Source organism: Microbacterium phyllosphaerae, assembly GCF_050628115.1.
GTDB lineage: Bacteria > Actinomycetota > Actinomycetes > Actinomycetales > Microbacteriaceae > Microbacterium > Microbacterium phyllosphaerae_A.
In genome coordinates this window covers 2,467,445-2,487,550 of record NZ_CP192502.1, presented here as the reverse complement: position 1 = coordinate 2,487,550, position 20,106 = coordinate 2,467,445, and the positions used below count along the sequence as shown (strand labels likewise).

Genomic DNA, 20,106 nt, shown 5'->3' with positions numbered 1-20,106 from the left:
TGGCAACCATGCCTGATATCGCCAAGGTGCTCATCGCCAACCGCGGCGAGATCGCCGTCCGCATCATCCGTGCCGCTCGCGACTCGGGGATCGCCTCCGTCGCCGTGTACGCCGACCAGGATCGCGACGCTCTGCACACACGCCTCGCCGACGAGGCCTACGCCCTCGGCGGAGCGACGAGCGCCGAGACCTACCTGCAGATCGAGAAGATCCTCTCGATCGCCCGCCGTGCCGGCGCGGACTCCGTGCACCCGGGGTACGGATTCCTTGCCGAGAACGCCGAGTTCGCGCGTGCCGTCATCGGTGCGGGAATGACGTGGATCGGCCCCTCCCCCGACGCCATCGAGGCGCTTGGAGACAAGGTGACAGCCCGTCACGTCGCCGAGAAGGTGGGCGCCCCGCTCGCCCCGGGCACCCCCGGCCCCGTGGCCGGCGCCGACGAGGTCGTCGCCTTCGCGAAGGAATTCGGCCTGCCGATCGCGATCAAGGCCGCGTACGGCGGCGGCGGACGCGGCCTCAAAGTCGCCCGCGAACTCGACGAGGTCGCCGAGCTGTTCGAATCCGCGACCCGCGAGGCCGTCACGGCCTTCGGCCGCGGGGAGTGCTTCGTCGAGAAGTATCTCGACAAGCCCCGCCACGTCGAGACGCAGTGCCTGGCGGATGCCGAGGGCAACGTCGTCGTCATCTCGACCCGCGACTGCTCACTGCAGCGCCGTCACCAGAAGCTCGTCGAGGAGGCGCCTGCGCCGTTCCTCACGGACGAGCAGAACGACCTGCTGTACTCGGCGTCGAAGGCCATCCTCAAGGAGGTCGGCTACGTCGGCGCAGGCACCTGCGAGTTCCTGATCGGCGCCGACGGCACCGTATCGTTCCTCGAGGTCAACACCCGCCTGCAGGTCGAGCACCCCGTCTCCGAAGAGGTCACCGGCATCGACCTGGTACGCGAGCAGTTCCGCATCGCCGCCGGCGGCACCATCGACTACGACGACCCGAAGCCGACCGGACACTCGATCGAGTTCCGCATCAACGGCGAGGACCCCGGTCGCGGTTTCCTCCCCCAGCCGGGCCCGATCCACGTCTTCAAGACCTTCGGCGGCCCCGGCATCCGTCTAGACTCCGGCGTCACCGCCGGCGACTCGGTCTCGGGAGCGTTCGACTCGCTGCTCGCGAAGATCATCGTCACGGGCAAGGACCGCGCCGAGGCGCTCGAGCGCTCGCGCCGCGCCCTCGACGAGTTCGAGGTCGCCGGCCTCCCGACCGTGATCCCGTTCCACCGCAAGGTCGTCCGCGACCCCGCCTTCACAGCAGAGAACGGCGAGTTCGGCATCTTCACCCGCTGGATCGAGACCGAGTTCGAGAACGACATCCCCGCGTGGGACGGCGAGCTCGAGTCTCCGGCCGCCGCCGAGAACCGCCACACCGTGGTCGTAGAGGTCGCCGGCAAGAGGCTCGAGGTCAGCCTGCCCGACCGCGTCGCGGTCGCCGCAGGAACCGCGGGACGACCGGCCGCAGTGCCGCCGTCTCGTCGCAGCCACGCCACTTCGGTCAGCGCAGGCGCATCCGGTGACGGCGTGAAGTCGCCCATGCAGGCCACAGTCGTCAAGGTCGCCGTCGAAGAGGGGCAGCAGGTCGTCAAGGGCGACCTCGTCGTCGTCCTCGAGGCCATGAAGATGGAGCAGCCGCTGCAGGCGCACAAGGACGGCACGGTCGGCAACATCGCCGCCACCGCCGGTGCCACCGTCGCCGCCGGCCACCAGCTGCTCACGATCAGCTGACCGCAGAGAGTCATGACGAAGGCCCCCGCCTCGAGGCGGGGGCCTTCGTGATTCCTTCAGTCCGCAGGGGCAGACGCGCACCACTCGTCGAACAGTCGCTGTCCTGTCGATGTGCCGAGGGCGGCGCGTGCTGCAGGCGAATCGTGGAACTCCCGCAGCGCGGACCAGACGACCTGCGGGTGCGTCTTCAACATCGCCGGGGCCACGGTGACCGTGGCGGGAACACGCATCCCGTCGGATGCGGTCACGCGACTCGGGTCCACGCGGAGTCTGATGAGCGGAAGCTCGTCCATGCCGCGTCGCGGCTCGGTCAGGTCCGGCTCCACCCGGAGGATCGCGCTCCACGGCATGTACAGTGCCTCGGTGGCACGCATCAGGAGCACCCCGTCGTGGCCGATGCCCAGCCCCATCGGTCGACGGCCGAAGGAATCCGAGCGGTATTGCGTGATGGCCGCGCGCACGGCCGTGTAGACGAACAGCCCGGCGGTCGCCGCGAGCACCGCCACTCCGAGGAAGGCCTCCGATCGGCCGGTCAGCCCGATCCCGACCGCCACGATCGTCGCAGCCGTGAGCACGATGGCCCACACGACACACAGCGTCAGGATGACGACGCCCGGGCGCCGCTCCGGCACGAAGTGCACGCGTGCATCAGGGCTTCCCATCCGCCCGCGCGTGAGCGTCGCCGCGTCGACCAGACGCGCGCGCCCTTCGGCGAAAGGCCTGCGGGCAGCCACCGCGAGGGCCGTGAGACCGAACAGCGCGACGAACGCCCCCGACCACAGCGGGCCGGCGGCACCACTCGAGAATCCGATCATGGCGACCGCGGCGGCGAAGAGGACGACTCCGAGCCAGAGCATGCCGGGGTTGCGTCGGGGACGACGTTCGCCCCACTTCGCCGGCCACCCCTGCAACCGTGGCGATGCGAACGGGTCCGTCACGGCTCCCCTACGACGAAGACGATCCCCGGGACAGGATCGGCGGACGACACCGACACCTACGAGATGTTCGCATTGACGAGGTGCATCGCCCGACTCGCATCGGTGATGCTGCTCGACAGCGAGGGATACGCCGCGAACACTCGCGAGACCTGGTCGACCGTCAGACGCCGCTCGACGGCGACCGCGATCGGGTAGATCAGCTCGGAGGCCTTCGGCGCGACGATCACGCCGCCGATGACCGTGCCTGAGCCCTTGCGGGCGATCAGCTTGACGAAGCCGTCCTTGATGCCCATCATCTTGGCGCGCGGGTTCGCGGCCAGCGGCAGTTTGAAGACCAGCCCGTCCGCGACACCGTCTTCGACGTCCTTCTCGGAGTAGCCGACCGTCGCGATCTCGGGAGCCGTGAAGATGTTCGAGGTGATCTTGATGAGCTCGAGCGGGATCACGATGTCGCCCAGTGCGTGGAACACGGCCGTGCGGCCCTGCATCGACGCGACGGATGCCAGCGGGAAGAAGTTCGTGCAGTCGCCGACGGCGTAGACGTTCGGCACCGACGTGCGAGCCACGCGGTTGACGCGGACGTGTCCGGTGTCGTCGAGTTCGACTCCCGCCTCCTCGAGGCCGATGCCCGCGGTGTTGGGGATCGAGCCGACGGCCATCAGGCAGTGGCTGCCGTCGACCGTGCGACCGTCGGAGAGCGTCGCCGTCACGCCGTCCTTCGTGACCTCGACCTTCTCGGCTCGAGCTTTGGAGAGCACCGTCATGCCGCCGCGCTTGAAGACCTTCTCGAGCACTCGCGCGGCATCCTGGTCCTCGCCCGGCAGCACCTGGTCGCGGCTGGAGACGAGCGTCACCTTGGCTCCGAGGTTCATGTAGGCCGAGGCGAACTCGGCACCGGTCACACCGGAGCCGACGACGATGAGGTGCTCGGGAAGCGCCTTCATGTCGTACAGCTGCGTCCAGGTGAGGATCCGCTTGCCGTCTGGCTTCGCCGAATCCAGCTCCCGCGGCGAGGCACCCACGGCGACGATGATCGTGTCGGCCTCGATGCGGTCGAAGTCGGTGCCCTTCTGCCCCGTCGACACGATGATCGCGTTCGGCCCCTCGAGCCGGCCGTGGCCCGAGAGGATGCGCACACCTGCTTCGAGCAGAGTGGTGCGCATGTCCTCGGACTGCTGCCCGGCGAGGGCGATGAGGCGCTTGTTCACCGCGGCGAGATTGATCGCGATCTCGGGCTTGAGCGGCTTGCCGTGCTCGCCCTTGGCGTAGAACTGCACACCGAGGTCCGAGGCCTCCGAGATCGCGACCGCGGCGTCCGCCGTGGCGATCAGGCTCTTCGAGGGGACGACGTCGGTGAGCACTGCAGCACCACCCACGCCGACGCGCTCGACCAGGGTCACCTCGGCTCCGAGCTGAGCGGCTGCGAGTGCCGCTTCGTAACCGCCGGGACCGCCACCGAGGACGGCGACGCGCTGAGTGCGCTCAAAAGGGGTGGAAGACATGATCTCCATTCTTCCGCAATCCTGGCCCCGGAGCCTGCACCTTCCTAGAGTGGATCCATGTCTGAAACACACAGCAACCCCCTCGACGACCCGAATGCGAACCCGTTCGAGGTCGCAGCCGACGCAGCCGCCGACATCGCGCGCCTGACCGGAGTCGAGAAGCACGACATCGCCCTCACCCTCGGCAGCGGCTGGGGCAAGGCCGCCGACATCATCGGCGAGACCATCGCGACCGTCCCCGCCACCGAAGTCACCGGCTTCTCGAAGCCCGCCCTCGAGGGCCACGTGGGGACCCTCCGCAGCATCCGCACCCCCGATGGCAAGAACGTGCTCGTCATCGGCGCCCGGACCCACTACTACGAGAGCCACGGCGTCCGCCGTGTCGTGCACTCGGTCCGCACCGCCGCGGCCACGGGCGCTCGGATCATGGTCCTCACCAACGGCGCCGGCGGCGTCCGCGAGACCTGGACGCCCGGACAGCCCGTGCTGATCAGCGACCACATCAACCTCACAGCCGACTCCCCGCTCGAGGGCGCGACCTTCATCGACCTGACCGATCTCTACGCGAAGCGTCTGCGTGAGATCGCTCGCAGCGTCGACCCCACGCTCGACGAGGGCGTGTACACGCAGTTCCGTGGCCCCCACTACGAGACGCCGGCCGAGGTGCAGATGGCGAAGCACATCGGGGGCGACATCGTCGGCATGTCGACCGCGCTCGAGGCGATCGCCGCCCGCGAGGCCGGCATGGAGATCCTCGGCTTCTCGCTCATCACGAACCTCGCCGCCGGCATCCAGAAGACGCCCCTCAGCCATGCCGAGGTCATCGAGGCGGGCCGCGAGGCGGAGCCTGTGATCTCGGCTCTGCTGGCCCGAGTGGTCGAGGCGCTGTGAGCGAGGAGCGCCTCGCGCAGGCTCGCGCCTGGATGAGGCAGGACCCCGACCACGAGACCCGCGACGAGCTCGCCGCGGTGATCACCCGCGCGGCGGACGGCGACGACGCAGCGATCGCCGATCTCGACGATCGCTTCAGCACGCGCCTCGCGTTCGGGACCGCCGGGCTTCGCGGCGCTCTCGGAGCCGGAAGCAACCGCATGAATCGCGTGCTCGTCGCCCAGGCGGCGGCCGGGTTCGCCTCGTACCTGCGCGAGCGGGCGCACGGCGGCACCCCGACCGTGATCATCGGCTACGACGGGCGTCGCAACTCGCGGGTGTTCGCCACCGACTCGGCTGAGCTCTTCGCCGGTGCAGGACTGCGCGCCATCCTCCTCCCGCGCCTTCTGCCCACCCCGGTGCTCGCCTTCGCAGTGCGACATCTGGGTGCGGACGCCGGGGTCATGGTGACGGCATCGCACAATCCCCCGAACGACAACGGCTACAAGGTGTACCTGGGCGGCGCGGATCAGGGCTCGCAGATCGTCGCACCGGCGGATGCCGAGATCGCCGCGCACATCCAGCGGATCGCCGACGCGGATGACGCCAGCGCTCTCCCCCGGTCGACCGTCTACGAGACGGCGGGTGAGGACGTGGTCGACGCCTATGTCGCCGCGACCGCCGCTGTGGCACCCGCTCCCGCATCCGCATCCGACATCCGATGGGTGTACACCGCCATGCACGGAGTCGGATGGGAGACCCTGTCGAAGATCGTCGCCGCCGCCGGCTACCCGCAGCCGATGGTCGTCGGGGAGCAGCTGAAGCCCGACGCCACGTTCCGCACCGTGTCGTTCCCGAACCCGGAGGAGCCTGGGGCGATGGATCTGTCGTTCGCCCGCGCCCGCCGGGTGCAGGCGGACTTCATCCTGGCGAACGACCCGGACGCCGACCGTCTGGCCGTCGCGATCCCCGATGCGTCGTCCGAGAACGGCTGGCGTCGCCTCACGGGCAACGAGGTGGGCCTCCTGCTCGGCGCCCGCGCGGCGAAGGCGGCTGCGGGCACGCCTGGCGCATCCCTGGCCTGCTCGCTCGTCTCCTCCCCCGGTCTCGGCGCGGTCGCCGCACATCACGGACTCGACTTCCGCGAGACGCTCACGGGCTTCAAGTGGATCTCGCGAGCCCCCGGCATCGTGTTCGGATTCGAGGAGGCCCTCGGTTACCTCGTGAACCCCGAGACCGTCCGCGACAAGGACGGCATCTCGGCCGCAGTGGCGATCCTCGGTCTCGCGGCTGAAGCGCACGAGCGAGGCAAGTCGCTGGCCGATCTCCTGACGGAGCTCGGTGACGCCTACGGCCACTTCGCCAGCGGTCAGGTGTCGGTGCGCGTCGACGACCTCTCGGTGATCGGCGCAGTGATGCTGTCGCTGCGCACACTGCCGCCGTCGCAGTTCGGTGGCCACACCATCGCCTCCGCGGAGGATCTGCTGCAGGCGGGACCCGGACAGCCGTCCGGAGACGTTCTGCGATACCGCCTCACCGACGGATCACGGATCATCGTCCGCCCCAGCGGCACCGAGCCCAAGCTCAAGGTCTACATCGACGCGAAGGCCGAGTCGGCCGCACGCGCCGCCGAGATCGTCGGCGAGCTCGAGGCCGCTGTGCGGAACCTCCTGGAAGAACGCTCGTAGGCCGCATGCCGAGAAGACATGTCGTCATCAGCGCGCACAACGGGGTGCACGCGCGCCCCGTCGCCGAGCTGGTGCGCGTCGTGCAGGCGCACCAGCACGCGGTGACCCTGCGTACGTCGTCGGGCGCTGTCGTGGACCTCAGCAGCGTTCTCGCGCTGATGGACCTCGCACTCGCGCCCGGCGACGCCGTGGTGCTCGAGACGGCGGAGTCGGCAGATGCCGACGCCGTGCTCGACACTCTGGCGGGCGTGCTCGACCCTGGGCACTGGGCCTGAGCCTCAGCCGAGCCCGAGCGGTCAGCCGTCGATGACTGCCACGAGCTCGTCGAGGAAAGCCTCGAAGCTGGTGCCGCGACGCAGGATGCGCTGCACGCTGTCGCGCTCGCTGAACACCTCGACGAGCTGCTCGAAGACGGTCTGGAACGCGGCTCGGTCGCTCTCGCTGAACGCGGCGAGGGCGACCACCTGCACCCGGCCCTCGCCCCATGCCGCCGACCCGTCGGCGACGCCGATCGCGATCGCGGTCCTGGACGCCGTCATCTGCAACGCATGGGGCACGGCGAGGGCGTCAGTGAACGCCGTCGATGACATCCGCTCTCGCAGGATCGTGTTCTCGACGTAGTCCTCCCCGATGAGCCCCGCGTTCACGAGGAGCCCGCCGAGACTGCGGATGATCGCTTCCTCGCCCTCGTCAGGGAGCGGATAGACGAACGCATCCGCGACGAAGTACCGTGCGAGTTCCGCGCGCAGGCGCGTCAGACGCCGCCCTCTCCTGACCCGTGCCGCAGCCTGCTGGATGCGGTCGACGTCGGCATCGGTGAGAAAAGGCTGGATGCGCACGAACCGGTCACCGGTCGCACCCGGCTCGATCGTGCTGAGCACCAGGTCCGTGTCGAAGGAGGCCCAATCCGGGTCGACGTTCGTGACGACGCTGGTGACCTCGATCGCTGATCCCAGCGAACGGTCGACGCTGGAGCGGAGCAGCTCATGGAGCTCGTAGTAGCCGGGGCAGACGATGGTCGCCGTGAGGATCGACTCGGCCTTGCGGCTGCGCTCGAGCCGTCCGCCGACGTGCATCGCGATGTAGGCGATCTCGTCGTCGTGGATGGGCGTCCCCAGTCGGTCGTGCAGACCGCTCGCGATCGACACCGCCACCTCGAAGATCATCGGATAGGAGGTCTTCAGCGATCGCGTGAGGGGATTGCGGGTGAGGGCGCTCTCTTCGGCACGGCGCAGCAGGTTCTGCACGTGCAGGGCGAGGCGCAGCACGAAGGTCTCGTCGACCAGATCGACCTGGAAGTCGTCGGCAGCCCTCGTGATCTCGGCGCGGACCGCGGCCTCGACCGCGGGGGCGACACCGCTGCGAGCCACGTCGCCGGCGGCATCCTCTCCCGGAGCGACGATGCGGGTGAGGACGAGCGAGGCGAGGTGGCCGCTGTCGCCGTCGCCGAGCGCCACAGAGAAGTGCTCCTGGGCGAGACGGGCGATGACCGCGCCGACTCTCGGGATCTCCTCGCGCGCGCCGGCAGGGCCGGCCTCGAGCGCGTGACCGGCGGCGACCCGCTCGGCGGCGATCGCGATGTGGAGGAGGACGTCCGAGATCGCGAGCTCATTGACGTAGTAGCCCAGCTCGCCGAGTTCGCGCACGAGCTCGGACTTGAACGGGGCGACGGAGCCTGCGGCGACGGCGGTACCGGCGAGGGCCCGGCGGAAGGTCTCGGGGTGGAAGGACGCGGCATCCATCTCGTCGTGTGCGAGCCTGCTGAGAAGACGGCGCTGCGCCGCCTCGGTGCCGCGCAGGCGCACGATCTCGCGGTCGCGCTCCAGGGTCAGCTCGGTGCCGTCCAGCAGACCGCGGACCCGGGCGAGGTCGGATTCGAGGGTCGCCTCGCTGACATGCAGCTCGTCGGCCATCGCGAACACGTCGACGCCGCCAGGCAGGTCGAGCAGGGTGCGGACGATGCCGTGCAGCCGGTCTCTGGGAGCGGAATCGCCACCCTGCCGGGTTCGCAGCGCATCGCGCGCCGCTGAGCCCGCCCGGTAGCCCGCGGGCCCTGACTCGACGGCATCCGCGCCACCTGTCCGGGCGTTCAGCGCCGCCACATACGAGCGGATGCTGCGTGGGGTGACTCCGAGCTGATCGGCGAGGCTCGCTGCCGTCGCCCAGTCGCCCTGGCGGAGCAGGGTCGAGAGGAGCTGGTCCTGGCGCTGTCGCGACATGATCCTCCCCCTCTTCCGTGCCGACTGCACTGTCCTGACGTGACTTCCATGATGTCAGTAAGCGCGTAACCCCGCTCCGAAACCGATGTTCCGCAGGGGCGGAAAGGAACCTGTTGGCGAGCGTGCGCACCAGTTCCCAGACTGTTCTCAGGAAAGGTAGTGGGCATCGATGAAGATCCTCGTGGTGTGCGGCGCCGGCGCGTCGAGCACATTCGTCGCACAGCGACTGCGCAGAGCGGCCTCCGACGCCGGTCTCGACTGGGACGCGGCAGCCGGCATGGAGCACTCCGTCACCGGCGGCGATCACGACATCGTCCTGGTCGGCCCTCATCTCGCCGACCGTCTCGATGCCATCCGCGGTGCGGTCGCCGTGCCCGTGGCCGTCCTCCCGGACGACGTCTTCGCCGACCACGACGGCACCCGCACTCTCGCGCTCGCCCGCTCGATCCTCGCCGACGCGAGGAACACCCCGAAAGGAACATCATGACCGTCTCCCGCACCGTACGCATCGGCTCATCCCACGGACTCCACGCTCGCCCCGCGAAGCTGTTCGCGCAGGCGGCCAAGGACTCCGGCATCCCCGTGACCATCGCGAAGGACTCCGGCAAGGCGGTCAACGCGGCCAGCATCCTCGGTGTCATCGCGCTCGCGATCGAGCACGGCGACTACGTCACTCTCACCGCGGACGGCGACAGCGCCGAGGGCGTTCTCGACACGCTCACGGAGCTGCTGACGACCGACCATGATCAGGACGCCGGCGCGTGAGCGAACTGCGAGGGGTCGGAATCGGTCTCGGCGTCGCCCAGGGCGTCGTCGTGCGGATGACCGAGGCGCTTCCCGCTCCGGAGAACACGCCCAGCACGCAGGGCATCGATGCCGAGCGCACCAGGGTGCGTGAGGCCGTCGCCGCGGTGGCTCAGGAGCTGACCGCCCGGGGCGAGACGGCCGGAGGCTCGGCCCAGGAGGTGTTGGAGGCCCAGGCGATGATCGCCGAGGACCCCACGCTGCAGGACGAGGTCGACGCGAGGATCGATGACGGTGCCACCGCCGAGTGGGCAGTGCACGATGCCTTCGCCGGCTTCCGCGCCACCCTCGAAGCGGTCGGCGGCTATCTCGGCGAGCGCGCGGCCGACCTCGACGACATCGCCCAGCGGGTGCTCGCACGGCTGCGCGGCGTGGATGCGCCCGGCGTGCCCGACCCCGGGCATCCGTTCGTCCTCGTCGCCCGTGATCTCGCTCCGGCAGACACGGCGCTGCTGAACCTCGACCAGGTGCTCGCCCTCATCACCTTCGACGGCGGACCCACGTCGCACACCGCGATCCTCGCCCGCGAGAAGGGCATCGTCGCGATCGTCGGCGCGGCCTCGGCATCCGCACTCGCCACCGGCCAGTCCGTGATCGTCGATGCAGCCGCAGGACTCGTGACGCTGGATCCGACCGACGACGAGAAGGAGCGCGCCGAGCAGCGCGCCGCCGCCCGACGCTCCGCGGACGACGCACCATTGACTCCCGGCGCCCTCGCCGACGGCACGCTGATCCCGCTGCTGGCGAATCTGGGGAAGCCTGCAGACGCATCCGATGCCGTCGAACGCGGGGCCGAGGGCGTCGGGCTGTTCCGCACCGAGTTCCTGTTCCTCTCGTCGGCCCAGGCGCCGACGGTCGAGCAGCAGCGCGAGTCGTACCGGGAGCTGCTCGCAGCCTTCCCCGGCAAGAAGGTCGTCGTGCGGATGCTGGATGCCGGGGCCGACAAGCCCCTGGCGTTCCTCAACGACGCGCACGAGGAGAACCCGGCGCTGGGCCTGCGTGGCCTTCGGGCCCTGCGTGCGAGCGAGGACATCCTTCGCGAGCAGCTGACCGCTCTCGCCGAGGCCGATGCCGCGACATCGGCCGACCTGTGGGTCATGGCGCCCATGGTCGCGACCGTCGAGGAGACGCAGTACTTCACCTCGCTCGCCCGCGAATACGGTCTCAAGACCGCCGGCGTCATGGTCGAGATTCCGTCGAGCGCGCTGCTCGCCGACCGGATCCTCGCGCATGCGGACTTCGCGTCGATCGGCACGAACGACCTCACGCAGTACACGATGGCCGCCGATCGCATGCTGGGTTCCGTCGCCGGATTCCAGGACCCCTGGCACCCCGCAGTGCTCCGACTCGTGCGCGAGGTCGGTGCCGCCGGTGCCCGCCTCGGCAAGCCCGTCGGCATCTGCGGGGAGGCCGCTGCAGACCCGATGCTCGCCGTGGTGCTTGTCGGCCTCGGCGCGACGAGCCTCTCGATGGCTCCGTCGGCGCTCGCAGACGTGCGTCAGATGCTCTCCACCCGAACCCTCGACGAGGCCCGCAACCTCGCCGAACTGGCGCTGGCGGCCGACGACGCCGCCGGAGCCCGCCTCGCCGTGGCCGATGCCACAGCAACCCTTCCCCCTCACCAGAAAGAGACGACATCATGACGACGACGTCACCGGCCGCCACGAAGGCAGGCGGCCTCAGAACGGGCGTGCAGCGCTTCGGCACGTTCCTCTCGGGCATGATCATGCCCAACATCGCCGCGTTCATCGCGTGGGGATTCATCACCATGCTCTTCATCCCCGCCGGCTTCTTCGGCTCCGACAGCCCGTTCGGCTGGCACTGGGCCGGGGTCGCCGAGATCATCGGCGGCGGCGGCGACTCGGCCGTCGTCGGCTGGCAGGGTGCCATGACGGCTGTGGCCGAAGGCGCCGACGGCAACATCCTCGCCTACGTCGGCCTCGTCGGCCCGATGGTCACGTATCTGCTGCCCCTGCTGATCGCCAACACCGCCGGCCGCATGGTCTACGGCGAGCGCGGCGGCGTCGTGGCGACGATCGCCACCATGGGTGTCATCGTCGGGACGAACATCCCGATGTTCCTCGGCGCGATGATCATGGGCCCGCTCGCGGCCTGGATCACCAAGCAGATGGACAAGCTGTGGGACGGCAGGATCCGCCCCGGCTTCGAGATGCTCGTGAACAACTTCTCGGCCGGCATCCTGGGCATGGTCCTCGCGATCTTCGGCTTCTTCGCCTTCGGTCCCGTGATGCTCGGCATCAGCGCGGTCCTGGGTGGGGCGGTCGACTGGCTCGTCTCGCTGAACCTGCTCCCGCTCGTGTCGATCATCGTCGAGCCCGCGAAGGTGCTGTTCCTGAACAACGCCATCAACCACGGCGTGTTCACGCCACTCGGCATCGAGCAGGCCGCGGAGACCGGCAAGTCGATCCTGTTCCTCATCGAGGCGAACCCCGGACCGGGTCTCGGCCTCCTGCTCGCGTTCACCTTCTTCGGTGTCGGAGCGGCGAAGGCCTCCGCGCCGGGAGCTGCCATCATCCAGTTCTTCGGTGGCATCCACGAGATCTACTTCCCGTACGCGCTGAGCAAGCCGACCACCATCCTCGCGCTGATCGCGGGTGGCGCGGCCGGCGTCACGACGAACATGGTGCTCGGTGGCGGGCTGGCGTTCCCGGCAGCGCCCGGCAGCATCATCGCCGTCACCGCCGCGGCTGTCGGCCCCGGAGTCGGCAACCTGCTGGTCGTCTACCTCTCGGTGGTCATCGCCGCGGTCGTCACCTTCCTCATCACCGGCGTCATCCTGCGGGCTTCGCGCAAGCGCGACCTCGCAGCCGAAGGCGACAGCTTCGGCGACGCGATCGCCCAGACCGAGGCCAACAAGGGCAAGTCCTCCGCCGCGATGGACGCGCTCCGCGCCTCATCCGGTGCGGGTGCCGCAGGCGCCGCAGCCGCCGGGACGGGGGTCGCCACCGATCGGCGTATCGCGAACATCGTGTTCGCCTGCGACGCCGGCATGGGCTCCTCCGCGATGGGTGCGAGCGTGCTGCGCAACAAGTTCAAGAAGGCCGAGATCGACGGGGTCACGGTCACCAACCAGGCGATCGCGAACCTCGACGGCAGCGCCGACCTCGTGATCACGCAGCAGCAGCTGACCGACCGTGCGAAGGCGCAGTCGCCGAACTCGATCCACGTGTCGGTCGACAACTTCATGAACTCTCCGAAGTACGAAGAGGTCGTCGAGATGGTGCGCGAGCAGCGCGACTCCGACGCGTGACAGAATCCGACGCATGACAGACCGGGCGGGGCGGGTGCCACGGCATCCGCCCCGCCCCCACATTCTCAGAAAGAAGGAATCACCATGAGCGTTCTCACCCTCGGCCAGGTCCGCATCCACGCAGGATCCAGCACCCAGGAGGCCGCCCTCCAGGAGGCGACCGACATCCTCGTGTCGGCCGGCGCCGTCACCCCCGCCTACGTCGACGCGATGCGTCAGCGCGAGGCGACCGTGTCGACGTACATGGGCAACGGCCTGGCGATTCCGCACGGCACCAACGACACGAAGGACGCGATCCTCGGATCGGCCCTGTCGGTGGTCCGCTACGACGGCGGCGTGGACTGGGCGGGTGAGCCCGCGACGTTCGTGGTGGGCATCGCCGGCCGCGGCGACGAGCACCTCGAGATCCTCTCGCAGATCGCGATCCTCTTCTCCGACGAGGACGACGTCGCGAAGCTCAACGCCGCGCAGACCCCCGATGAGCTGTACGCGCTGCTCTCGGCGGTGAACGAGTGATGAAGGCCGTCCACTTCGGTGCTGGCAACATCGGCCGCGGCTTCGTCGGCCTGCTGCTGCACGAAGGCGGCTATGAGGTCGTCTTTTCCGACGTCGCCGACGCGCTGGTCGATGCGATCAACGCGGTCGACTCGTACACCGTGCACGAGGCCGGTCCTGGCGGCACCGATCACGTGGTGACCGGCTTCCGCGCGGTGAACAGCAGGACGGATCCGGATGCCGTGGCCGACGAGGTCGCGACCGCAGACGTCGCCACCACCGCTGTCGGACCGACCGTGCTGCGGTTCGTGGCCCCCACGATCGTCGAGGGTCTTCGACGCCGCTCCCCCGATGCCGCACCTCTGCAGGTCATGGCCTGCGAGAACGCGATCGGTGCGACCGACACCCTGCGCGCCGAGGTCGAGAAGGCGGCAGGAGCGGATGCCGCCGAGCTGCTCTCGCGCGCCGTGTTCGCGAACACGGCCGTCGACCGCATCGTCCCTGGCCAGCCCGTGGGCGGAGGCGTCGACGTCACGGTCGAGCCGTACTTCGAGTGGGCGATCGAATCCGGAGCCTTCGGCGCCACGCTGCCGAACATCCCCGGTGCGCACTTCGTCGACGACCTGGCTCCGTACATCGAGCGCAAGCTGTTCACTGTGAACACGGGCCACGCGGCCACGGCGTACTTCGGCGCCCGCGCCGGAATCGAACGCATCTCGGATGCCCTCGCCGACCCCGACATCGCAGCTCGCGTGTCGGCGGCCCTCGAGGAGACCTCTGCGGTGCTGGTGGCAGAGCACGGGCTCGATCCCGCCGACCTCGCCGAGTACCGCGCGACGATCCTCGAGCGATTCCGCAATCCTGCTCTCGTCGACACCGTCCAGCGCGTCGGACGCCAGCCGCTGCGCAAGATCTCGCGACACGAGCGGTTCATCGGTCCCGCCGCCATGGCAGCCGAACGCGGCCTGCCCACGGTCGCCCTGGTCGGCGCCGTCACCGCCGCGCTCGAATTCGAGGAGTCCGACGACGAACAGGCGGTCGAGCTGCAGGAGCTCCTGCGCACGGAGGACGCTCTCGTGTTCACCTCGCGCGCGACGGGCCTCGACCCCGAGCATCCGCTGTTCCCCGCGATCCGCGATGCGGTCGTCTCACGCCAGACGGCGCTCCACGCCTCCTGACGCTCCCGCCGGCGGCCGACCACCGACCGCTCTCTCTGCGCCCCCTGCCGATACGATCGGTCAGGGGGCGTGAGGTGCGAGCACGCAGGAGTGCGGGGAGCAGCATGAACAGGTACGCGATCATCGGCGCAGGGCCGTCCGGACTCGCGGCCGCGCGGGCGCTCACCAGACGCGGGATCGGCATCGACGGCTACGAGGCCTCGTCGGGCGTCGGCGGGCTGTGGGACATCGACAACCCCCGCAGCACCATGTACGAGTCCGCGCACCTGATCTCGTCGCGCACCACGACCGAGTTCACCGAGTTCCCGATGCGCTCGACCGTCGACTATCCAGGCCACCGCGTGCTGCGGGAGTACTTCGAGGACTACGCCGAGCATTTCGGGCTCGCCGAGCTGTTCCGGTTCGAGACCGCGGTCACCCGACTCGAGCCGCGTGACGGCGGCTGGGACCTCACGTGCACAGGGCCGTCGGGCGAGGAGACGCATCGGTATGCGGGCGTCGTGCTCGCGAACGGCACCTTGGCCGAGCCGAACATCCCGCGGTTCCGCGGTGCCTTCAGCGGCGAGCTGATGCACACGAGCTCTTACAGGTCTCCCGCGCAGCTCGCCGGCAAGAGGGTGCTCCTGATCGGTGCGGGCAACTCCGGATGCGATATCGCGGTCGATGCCGTGCACCACGCAGCCTCGGTCGACATGAGCGTGCGCCGCGGCTACTACTTCGTGCCGCGCTACCTGTTCGGAAGGCCCAGCGACACCTTGAATCAGGGCAGACCGCTTCCCGCCCGCCTCAAGCAGGCCGTCGACAGCCGTGTGCTCAAGGCGTTCACGGGCGATCCCGTGCGCTTCGGGTTCCCGAAGCCGGACTACCACATCTACGAATCGCACCCGATCGTCAACACCATGGTGCTCAACCACCTCGGGCAGGGGGATCTGCACATCCGACCGGACATCGACCGCTTCGACGGGCCGACCGTGCGGTTCCGCGACGGTACAGCCGACGACTACGACCTCGTGCTGCTCGCGACCGGCTACACCCTCGACTACCCCTTCGTGGATCGACGACATCTGCAGTGGCAGGGCGCAGCTCCCCGGCTGTTCCTCAACATCTTCCCCGCCTCGTTCAACGGCCTGTATGTGATGGGCATGATCGAGGCCTCGGGCATCGGCTGGCAGGGCCGCTACGAGCAGGCCGACCTGCTCGCCGGCTATCTCGACGCCGTGGAGCACGACGCCGCGAACGCGGCGCGGTTCCGCGAGCGGGTGTCCACGCGGCCGTGGCCCGACCTCACCGGCGGCTACCGCTACCTCGGGCTCGCGCGCATGGCGTACTACGTCAACAAGGACGCCTACCGCGCTGCGGTCCGCCGCGAGCGGGAAGCGCTCGAGAGCCCCGCGCCTCACCGTCGCGGGTGATCATCGGCCCCGAGGCTGTTCACACGCGCAAGCCCTAACGTTGATCCTGTGCAGAAGAAGCGTGGCCGTCGTGTCCTGAAGGTGATCGTCTGGGGACTCGTCGCCGTCCTCGTGCTCGGAATCGGCGGCATCGTCGCCTGGAGCCAGATCGGGGTGATGCCCGCCGAGCAGGCCCCGCTGGCAACAGTCCGCGAGAATCCCGCCATCCACATCGAGGATGCCGAGCAGGGCATCGTGATGACTCCGGCCGACGGAGAATCCGACCTCGGCCTGGTCTTCGTCCCCGGTGCGAAGGTGGACCCGTGGGCGTATGCCCCGATCCTGCAGGGCCTCGCCGAAGAGGGTGTCACCGTCGTGATCACACGCCCGTGGCTGAACCTCGCGTTCTTCGACCTGCGTGGACTCGACGCCTTCACGTCCGCTGCCCCCGACATCGACGACTGGGCCATCGGCGGGCACTCGCTGGGCGGAGTGCGCGCCTGCCAGCTGGCGGCCGACGCCGAGGCGCTCGTGCTGTTCGGCTCGTACTGCTCGAACGACCTCTCCGACAGCGATCTCGCCGTGCTCAGCATCTCGGGCAGCGAGGACGGACTGTCGACGCCCGAGAAGATCGACGCGGCCCGGGACCTCCTCCCGACCGATGCCGAGATGGTCGAGATCGAGGGCGCATCCCACGCGTCGTTCGGCGACTACGGCCCCCAGTCGGGCGACGGGGAGCCGACGATCACGGACGACGAGATGCACGCGCAGGTCGCCGAGATACTGAATTCCTTCATGGCCGAGCTTCCCCGGAGCTGAGCGGCGCCGACGGACCGGGCGGAGCGTCAGCCGCGTTCGAGCAGCGGATGCAGGTGTCTGGTGCCGAGCACGAGGGATGCCGTCCGTGCCCCCGCCGCGAGCGCGGTCGGCAGGTCGAGACCTTCGAGGCGGGCATCGAGCACACCTGCGAGGAACGCGTCACCTGCGCCGTTCGTGTCGACCACCTCGGCGGGCGCCGCCGGCACCCGGTGCTCCGTGCCGTCGGCATCGATCGCCACCGCGCCCTCCGCGCCGAGAGTGCACACCGCGAGCGATGCACCCGCCTCTATTCGGGAGCGGAGGAACGCGACCGGGTCGTCGAGGCGGTCGGCGTTGCAGAACACCGCGTCGGCCGCGGCGAGGAACGGACGGTGGAAGTCGGCCTCACCGTCGTAGTCGTGCACGTCGACCCAGATCGGGCGACCGGTGGACATCGCCGCGGGGAGAAGCCTCAGCGGCTCCGCGGCGAGGTCGAGCACGATCGCATCGGACGAGGCCATCGCGGCCTCGATCACCTTGTCATCGTCGCCATCGGTGGCCGACGGCGACGCGAGGTAGAGCGACACCCTGCCGCCCTCCCGCGTCATGAGGTTGAGGTGGCGCTCGGTGGCATCGCCGTCACCCCACACCACGCGTACCCCTGCTCTCTCAAGGGCGCCGCGCACGCGCTCCCCCGGCTCATCCGACGCAGTCAGCGCGTACAACAGCGTCCGGCGTCCGAGACCCGTCAGGCTGAGCGCCTTGCCCGCGCTGGTGCCTCCGAGGGTCTCCCAGCTCTCCTCAGCGAACTGCATGTGCGGCACGGGCTCGGGAAGCCTGTCGAGCACGACGATCGAGTTCCACGAAGCGGGGCCCGCGATGAAGACGGATGCGGTCATGGGCTCCATCCTGCCGCGCCCGAGCGTCAGGTCAGCCGATTCGCTTGATCAGCGAGTCCAACCCCATGCCGTAGTCGATGCGGACGACGGGCAGGGCGAGCTTGTCCGTCCCGATCTCGACGTAGCCGGGCTCGATCGTCCTGGCCATCTCGAACCCGGCCTGGGCGACGCCCTGCTTCGCGGTGTCGTCGTAGTGACCGAACGGATAGGCGATCACCTCGCGCACGCCGAGCACATCGGCCGAGGCGTTGAGGTCTGCGGCGATCTCGTCGGCCGTCCAGTTCACCATCCGGCCCTTACCGTTCTCGCCGGCCTGATGCATGTCGTTCGTGTGCGACCGGCGCAGCACGTAGAGCGACGGAGGTGGATCCTGACGGTAGGCGGTGATCATGAACGACGTCGAGAGCAGCTTGTACCTGTCGATCACGGGCACCGCCAGGTCGAACCAGGTCTGATCGGCGTCGTCGTCGGTGATGACCACCGAACGCGCGGGGAGCGAGAGCCTGCCGTCGATGAACGCGCTGAGCTCATCCCAGGTCGGGAGGTAGAAGCCGGTCGTCGCGATGTGGTTCATCTGCGCGTCGAAGTCGCCGATGTACGCATAATTGCCGCGCAGCCACCCCGTCTCGCCCTCGGGGTTCGCCGTGAACTGGTGGTACATCAGGATCGGCACCTGCACGGCGGCAGCGGCGTTCGCTTCGGGCGTCGTCCACCCGGCGAACAGGTCGACCTGCTGATCGACGCAGACGACGGGGTCGGCGCCGTTGATCCGTTCCGCGACGGTGAACGCCGCCGCATCCGCCTCGCTCGCGTACCAGCCCGCGAACACACGTCCGTCCTGTGCCGGGATCGGGAGGCCGGCATAGAGCGCGTTCTGCCACTGCAGCGACGGGTCAAGCGGTGCACCGTCACCGATGAAGCTCACGGCGCACGCCAGCGGATCGTCGGCGTCGGCGACGATCTGCTGGGCCGCCGTCAGCGGACGCTCGATGACCGCCGCTGTCGCCCTCGGGACGACCTCCTCAGGCTCGCGGGTGAACCACGCGTATGCTGCGGCCGCACCTGCTGCAAGCACGATGACGGCGCTGATGACCACTGCGATGCCTACTCGGCGTCGCTTCCCCCCGGAAGCCATGACTCAGTTGCCCATGTCTCAGACGTCGAATCCTTCTGCGATCATCTCGACGAGCTCCTCGCGCTCCTCGACGGGCAGGAAGGCTCCGGCCGCGGCGTTGAACTGGAATGTCTCGAGGTCGTCCAGGTCGTACTCGAACGTCTCGACCAGGTTCGCGAGTTCGCGCGTGAGCGAGGTCGCACTCATCGTGCGGTTGTCGACGTTCACCGTGACGGCGAAGCCGAGCTGGTAGAGCAGATCGAACGGGTGGTCGGCGAGCGTGTCGCCCCAGGCCGCGATCGCCCCGGTCTGGAGGTTCGACGACGGCGAGAGCTCGAGCGGGATCTCCCGGTCGCGCACCCACCGCGCGAGGTCGCCGAACTGCACCTGCACCTCGTCCCCCTCCTGCGTGATGACCTGCAGGTCCTCTGCGATCCGCACACCGTGGCCGAGGCGCAGCGCGCGCCCGTCGAGCAGGGCCGAGCGAATCGATGCAGGGCCTGCGGCCTCACCGGCGTGCACCGTGACGGGGAAGAAGTTCTCGGCGAGGTAGTCGAACGCCTTGCGGTGGTTCGAGGCGGGGAAGCCGTCCTCCGGGCCTGCGATGTCGAAGCCGACCGCTCCGCGACCGCGGAAGTCCACTGCGAGCTCAGCGATCTCGAGCGAGCGGTCGGTGTGGCGCATCGCGGTGATCAGCTGGCCGACGCGGATGCTGTGGCCGGCTCGATCAGCGGCATCCTCACCCTCCTCGATGCCCTGCTGCACCGCCTCGACGGTCTGCTCGAGCGTGAGTCCGCGGGTGAGGTGCTGTTCCGGAGCCCAGCGCACTTCGCCGTAGATGACGCCATCCGCCGCGAGGTCCTGCACGAACTCGCGTGCGACGCGGGTCAGGCCCTCTTTCGTCTGCATGACGGCGGTCGTCAGATCGAAGGTCTTCAGGTACTCGACGAGCGAACCGGAGTCGCTCTTCTTCGCGAACCACTTGCCGAGAGCTGCGGGCTTCGACTCCGGGACCTCGAGGCCGATCGCATCCGCCAGCTCGATGATCGTCGACGGCCGCACGGCGCCGTCCAGGTGGTCGTGCAGCGACACCTTGGGCAGGCTGCGCAGGGATGCTCCCTGGATGGTGACATCACCGTTCGCGTCGATCGACATGAAAATCCT

At 69.2% G+C, this 20,106-nt stretch carries 18 protein-coding genes; 12 read left to right on the top strand and 6 right to left on the bottom strand.

Translation table 11 applies throughout. From position 1 onward, the window contains the following. The first annotated feature begins 8 nt into the window (after positions 1 to 8). The gene (locus ACQ4LY_RS11735; protein WP_431071691.1) at positions 9 to 1,775 is read left to right on the top strand and encodes a biotin carboxylase N-terminal domain-containing protein; all 1,767 of its coding nucleotides are present in this window, start codon (positions 9 to 11) and stop codon (positions 1,773 to 1,775) included. A gap of 56 nt (positions 1,776 to 1,831) precedes the next feature. Here ACQ4LY_RS11735 and ACQ4LY_RS11730 read toward each other — a convergent pair whose 3' ends face one another. Together ACQ4LY_RS11730 and ACQ4LY_RS11725 are read right to left on the bottom strand one after the other, a co-directional pair. Then, complete coding sequence (locus ACQ4LY_RS11730) at positions 1,832 to 2,713, bottom strand: hypothetical protein (protein WP_431071688.1); 882 nt, start codon at positions 2,711 to 2,713, stop codon at positions 1,832 to 1,834. Positions 2,714 to 2,769: 56 nt separating this feature from the next. Continuing rightward, positions 2,770 to 4,224, bottom strand: a complete 1,455-nt coding sequence (locus tag ACQ4LY_RS11725; protein ID WP_431071685.1) for an NAD(P)H-quinone dehydrogenase — start codon at positions 4,222 to 4,224, stop codon at positions 2,770 to 2,772. Between the two features lie 48 nt (positions 4,225 to 4,272). Between ACQ4LY_RS11725 and ACQ4LY_RS11720 the strand changes: the two genes are divergently transcribed. Genes ACQ4LY_RS11720 through ACQ4LY_RS11710 form a run of 3 tightly spaced genes read left to right on the top strand, consistent with a single transcriptional unit; the run spans position 4,273 to position 7,048 of the window. Then, positions 4,273 to 5,106 carry a purine-nucleoside phosphorylase gene (locus ACQ4LY_RS11720; protein ID WP_431071682.1) on the top strand — a complete coding sequence of 278 codons (834 nt, stop codon included), beginning with the start codon at positions 4,273 to 4,275 and terminating at the stop codon, positions 5,104 to 5,106. After that, on the top strand, positions 5,103 to 6,773 hold the full coding sequence (locus ACQ4LY_RS11715; RefSeq protein ID WP_431071679.1) for a phospho-sugar mutase: 1,671 nt from the start codon (positions 5,103 to 5,105) through the stop codon (positions 6,771 to 6,773). The genes ACQ4LY_RS11720 and ACQ4LY_RS11715 overlap by 4 nt, the downstream gene beginning before the upstream one ends. 5 nt (positions 6,774 to 6,778) lie before the next feature. Continuing rightward, on the top strand, positions 6,779 to 7,048 hold the full coding sequence (locus ACQ4LY_RS11710) for an HPr family phosphocarrier protein (protein ID WP_431071676.1): 270 nt from the start codon (positions 6,779 to 6,781) through the stop codon (positions 7,046 to 7,048). 21 nt (positions 7,049 to 7,069) lie between these two features. On the opposite strand, the gene ACQ4LY_RS11705 is transcribed toward ACQ4LY_RS11710, so the two are convergent. Next, positions 7,070 to 8,992, bottom strand: coding sequence for a BglG family transcription antiterminator (locus tag ACQ4LY_RS11705; protein WP_431071673.1), 1,923 nt, complete (start codon positions 8,990 to 8,992; stop codon positions 7,070 to 7,072). A gap of 169 nt (positions 8,993 to 9,161) precedes the next feature. Here ACQ4LY_RS11705 and ACQ4LY_RS11700 point away from each other — a divergent pair, with 169 nt between their 5' ends. From ACQ4LY_RS11700 to ACQ4LY_RS11665, 8 genes are all read left to right on the top strand, one after another. Next, positions 9,162 to 9,479 (top strand): PTS sugar transporter subunit IIB, encoded by a 318-nt coding sequence (locus ACQ4LY_RS11700; protein WP_431071670.1) that lies wholly within the window; start codon positions 9,162 to 9,164, stop codon positions 9,477 to 9,479. Next, positions 9,476 to 9,757: an HPr family phosphocarrier protein gene (locus tag ACQ4LY_RS11695; protein WP_311245848.1), complete on the top strand. Its 282-nt coding sequence runs from the start codon at positions 9,476 to 9,478 to the stop codon at positions 9,755 to 9,757. The genes ACQ4LY_RS11700 and ACQ4LY_RS11695 overlap by 4 nt, the downstream gene beginning before the upstream one ends. A 56-nt stretch (positions 9,758 to 9,813) precedes the next feature. Beyond that, entirely contained in the window at positions 9,814 to 11,439 is a 1,626-nt protein-coding gene (gene ptsP / locus ACQ4LY_RS11690; RefSeq protein WP_431075677.1) for a phosphoenolpyruvate--protein phosphotransferase, read from the top strand. Beyond that, positions 11,436 to 13,067, top strand: coding sequence for a PTS mannitol transporter subunit IICB (locus tag ACQ4LY_RS11685; RefSeq protein WP_431071667.1), 1,632 nt, complete (start codon positions 11,436 to 11,438; stop codon positions 13,065 to 13,067). The genes ptsP and ACQ4LY_RS11685 overlap by 4 nt, the downstream gene beginning before the upstream one ends. A gap of 84 nt (positions 13,068 to 13,151) precedes the next feature. Continuing rightward, positions 13,152 to 13,583 carry a PTS sugar transporter subunit IIA gene (locus ACQ4LY_RS11680; RefSeq protein WP_431071664.1) on the top strand — a complete coding sequence of 144 codons (432 nt, stop codon included), beginning with the start codon at positions 13,152 to 13,154 and terminating at the stop codon, positions 13,581 to 13,583. Beyond that, complete coding sequence (locus ACQ4LY_RS11675; RefSeq protein ID WP_431071661.1) at positions 13,583 to 14,740, top strand: mannitol-1-phosphate 5-dehydrogenase; 1,158 nt, start codon at positions 13,583 to 13,585, stop codon at positions 14,738 to 14,740. Before ACQ4LY_RS11680 ends, ACQ4LY_RS11675 begins: the two co-directional genes overlap by 1 nt. 104 nt (positions 14,741 to 14,844) lie before the next feature. Beyond that, the gene (locus ACQ4LY_RS11670) at positions 14,845 to 16,152 is read left to right on the top strand and encodes a flavin-containing monooxygenase (protein ID WP_431071659.1); all 1,308 of its coding nucleotides are present in this window, start codon (positions 14,845 to 14,847) and stop codon (positions 16,150 to 16,152) included. Positions 16,153 to 16,200: 48 nt separating this feature from the next. After that, positions 16,201 to 16,950: an alpha/beta hydrolase gene (locus ACQ4LY_RS11665; protein WP_431071657.1), complete on the top strand. Its 750-nt coding sequence runs from the start codon at positions 16,201 to 16,203 to the stop codon at positions 16,948 to 16,950. Positions 16,951 to 16,976: 26 nt separating this feature from the next. Here ACQ4LY_RS11665 and ACQ4LY_RS11660 read toward each other — a convergent pair whose 3' ends face one another. From ACQ4LY_RS11660 to ACQ4LY_RS11650, 3 genes are read right to left on the bottom strand one after another with little or no spacing between them, the layout of a single operon-like run. Continuing rightward, positions 16,977 to 17,828: a carbohydrate kinase family protein gene (locus ACQ4LY_RS11660; RefSeq protein WP_431071654.1), complete on the bottom strand. Its 852-nt coding sequence runs from the start codon at positions 17,826 to 17,828 to the stop codon at positions 16,977 to 16,979. A 31-nt stretch (positions 17,829 to 17,859) separates the two neighbouring features. Continuing rightward, positions 17,860 to 18,924, bottom strand: coding sequence for a polysaccharide deacetylase family protein (locus ACQ4LY_RS11655; RefSeq protein ID WP_431071652.1), 1,065 nt, complete (start codon positions 18,922 to 18,924; stop codon positions 17,860 to 17,862). Positions 18,925 to 18,981: 57 nt separating this feature from the next. Further along, positions 18,982 to 20,097 carry an adenosine deaminase gene (locus tag ACQ4LY_RS11650; RefSeq protein ID WP_431071649.1) on the bottom strand — a complete coding sequence of 372 codons (1,116 nt, stop codon included), beginning with the start codon at positions 20,095 to 20,097 and terminating at the stop codon, positions 18,982 to 18,984. Positions 20,098 to 20,106 lie beyond the last annotated feature (9 nt).

Bases quoted from the DNA above. Each gene is read 5' to 3' on its own strand.
- ACQ4LY_RS11680 (WP_431071664.1), top strand. From the start codon at position 13,152: ATGAGCGTTCTCACCCTCGGCCAGGTCCGCATCCACGCAGGATCCAGC.
- ptsP (WP_431075677.1), top strand. From the start codon at position 9,814: ATGACCGAGGCGCTTCCCGCTCCGGAGAACACGCCCAGCACGCAGGGC.
- ACQ4LY_RS11710 (WP_431071676.1), top strand. From the start codon at position 6,779: ATGCCGAGAAGACATGTCGTCATCAGCGCGCACAACGGGGTGCACGCG.
- ACQ4LY_RS11660 (WP_431071654.1), bottom strand. From the start codon at position 17,828: ATGACCGCATCCGTCTTCATCGCGGGCCCCGCTTCGTGGAACTCGATC.
- ACQ4LY_RS11675 (WP_431071661.1), top strand. From the start codon at position 13,583: ATGAAGGCCGTCCACTTCGGTGCTGGCAACATCGGCCGCGGCTTCGTC.
- ACQ4LY_RS11720 (WP_431071682.1), top strand. From the start codon at position 4,273: ATGTCTGAAACACACAGCAACCCCCTCGACGACCCGAATGCGAACCCG.
- ACQ4LY_RS11705 (WP_431071673.1), bottom strand. From the start codon at position 8,992: ATGTCGCGACAGCGCCAGGACCAGCTCCTCTCGACCCTGCTCCGCCAG.
- ACQ4LY_RS11725 (WP_431071685.1), bottom strand. From the start codon at position 4,224: ATGGAGATCATGTCTTCCACCCCTTTTGAGCGCACTCAGCGCGTCGCC.
- ACQ4LY_RS11700 (WP_431071670.1), top strand. From the start codon at position 9,162: ATGAAGATCCTCGTGGTGTGCGGCGCCGGCGCGTCGAGCACATTCGTC.
- ACQ4LY_RS11685 (WP_431071667.1), top strand. From the start codon at position 11,436: ATGACGACGACGTCACCGGCCGCCACGAAGGCAGGCGGCCTCAGAACG.
- ACQ4LY_RS11650 (WP_431071649.1), bottom strand. From the start codon at position 20,097: ATGTCGATCGACGCGAACGGTGATGTCACCATCCAGGGAGCATCCCTG.
- ACQ4LY_RS11670 (WP_431071659.1), top strand. From the start codon at position 14,845: ATGAACAGGTACGCGATCATCGGCGCAGGGCCGTCCGGACTCGCGGCC.
- ACQ4LY_RS11695 (WP_311245848.1), top strand. From the start codon at position 9,476: ATGACCGTCTCCCGCACCGTACGCATCGGCTCATCCCACGGACTCCAC.
- ACQ4LY_RS11735 (WP_431071691.1), top strand. From the start codon at position 9: ATGCCTGATATCGCCAAGGTGCTCATCGCCAACCGCGGCGAGATCGCC.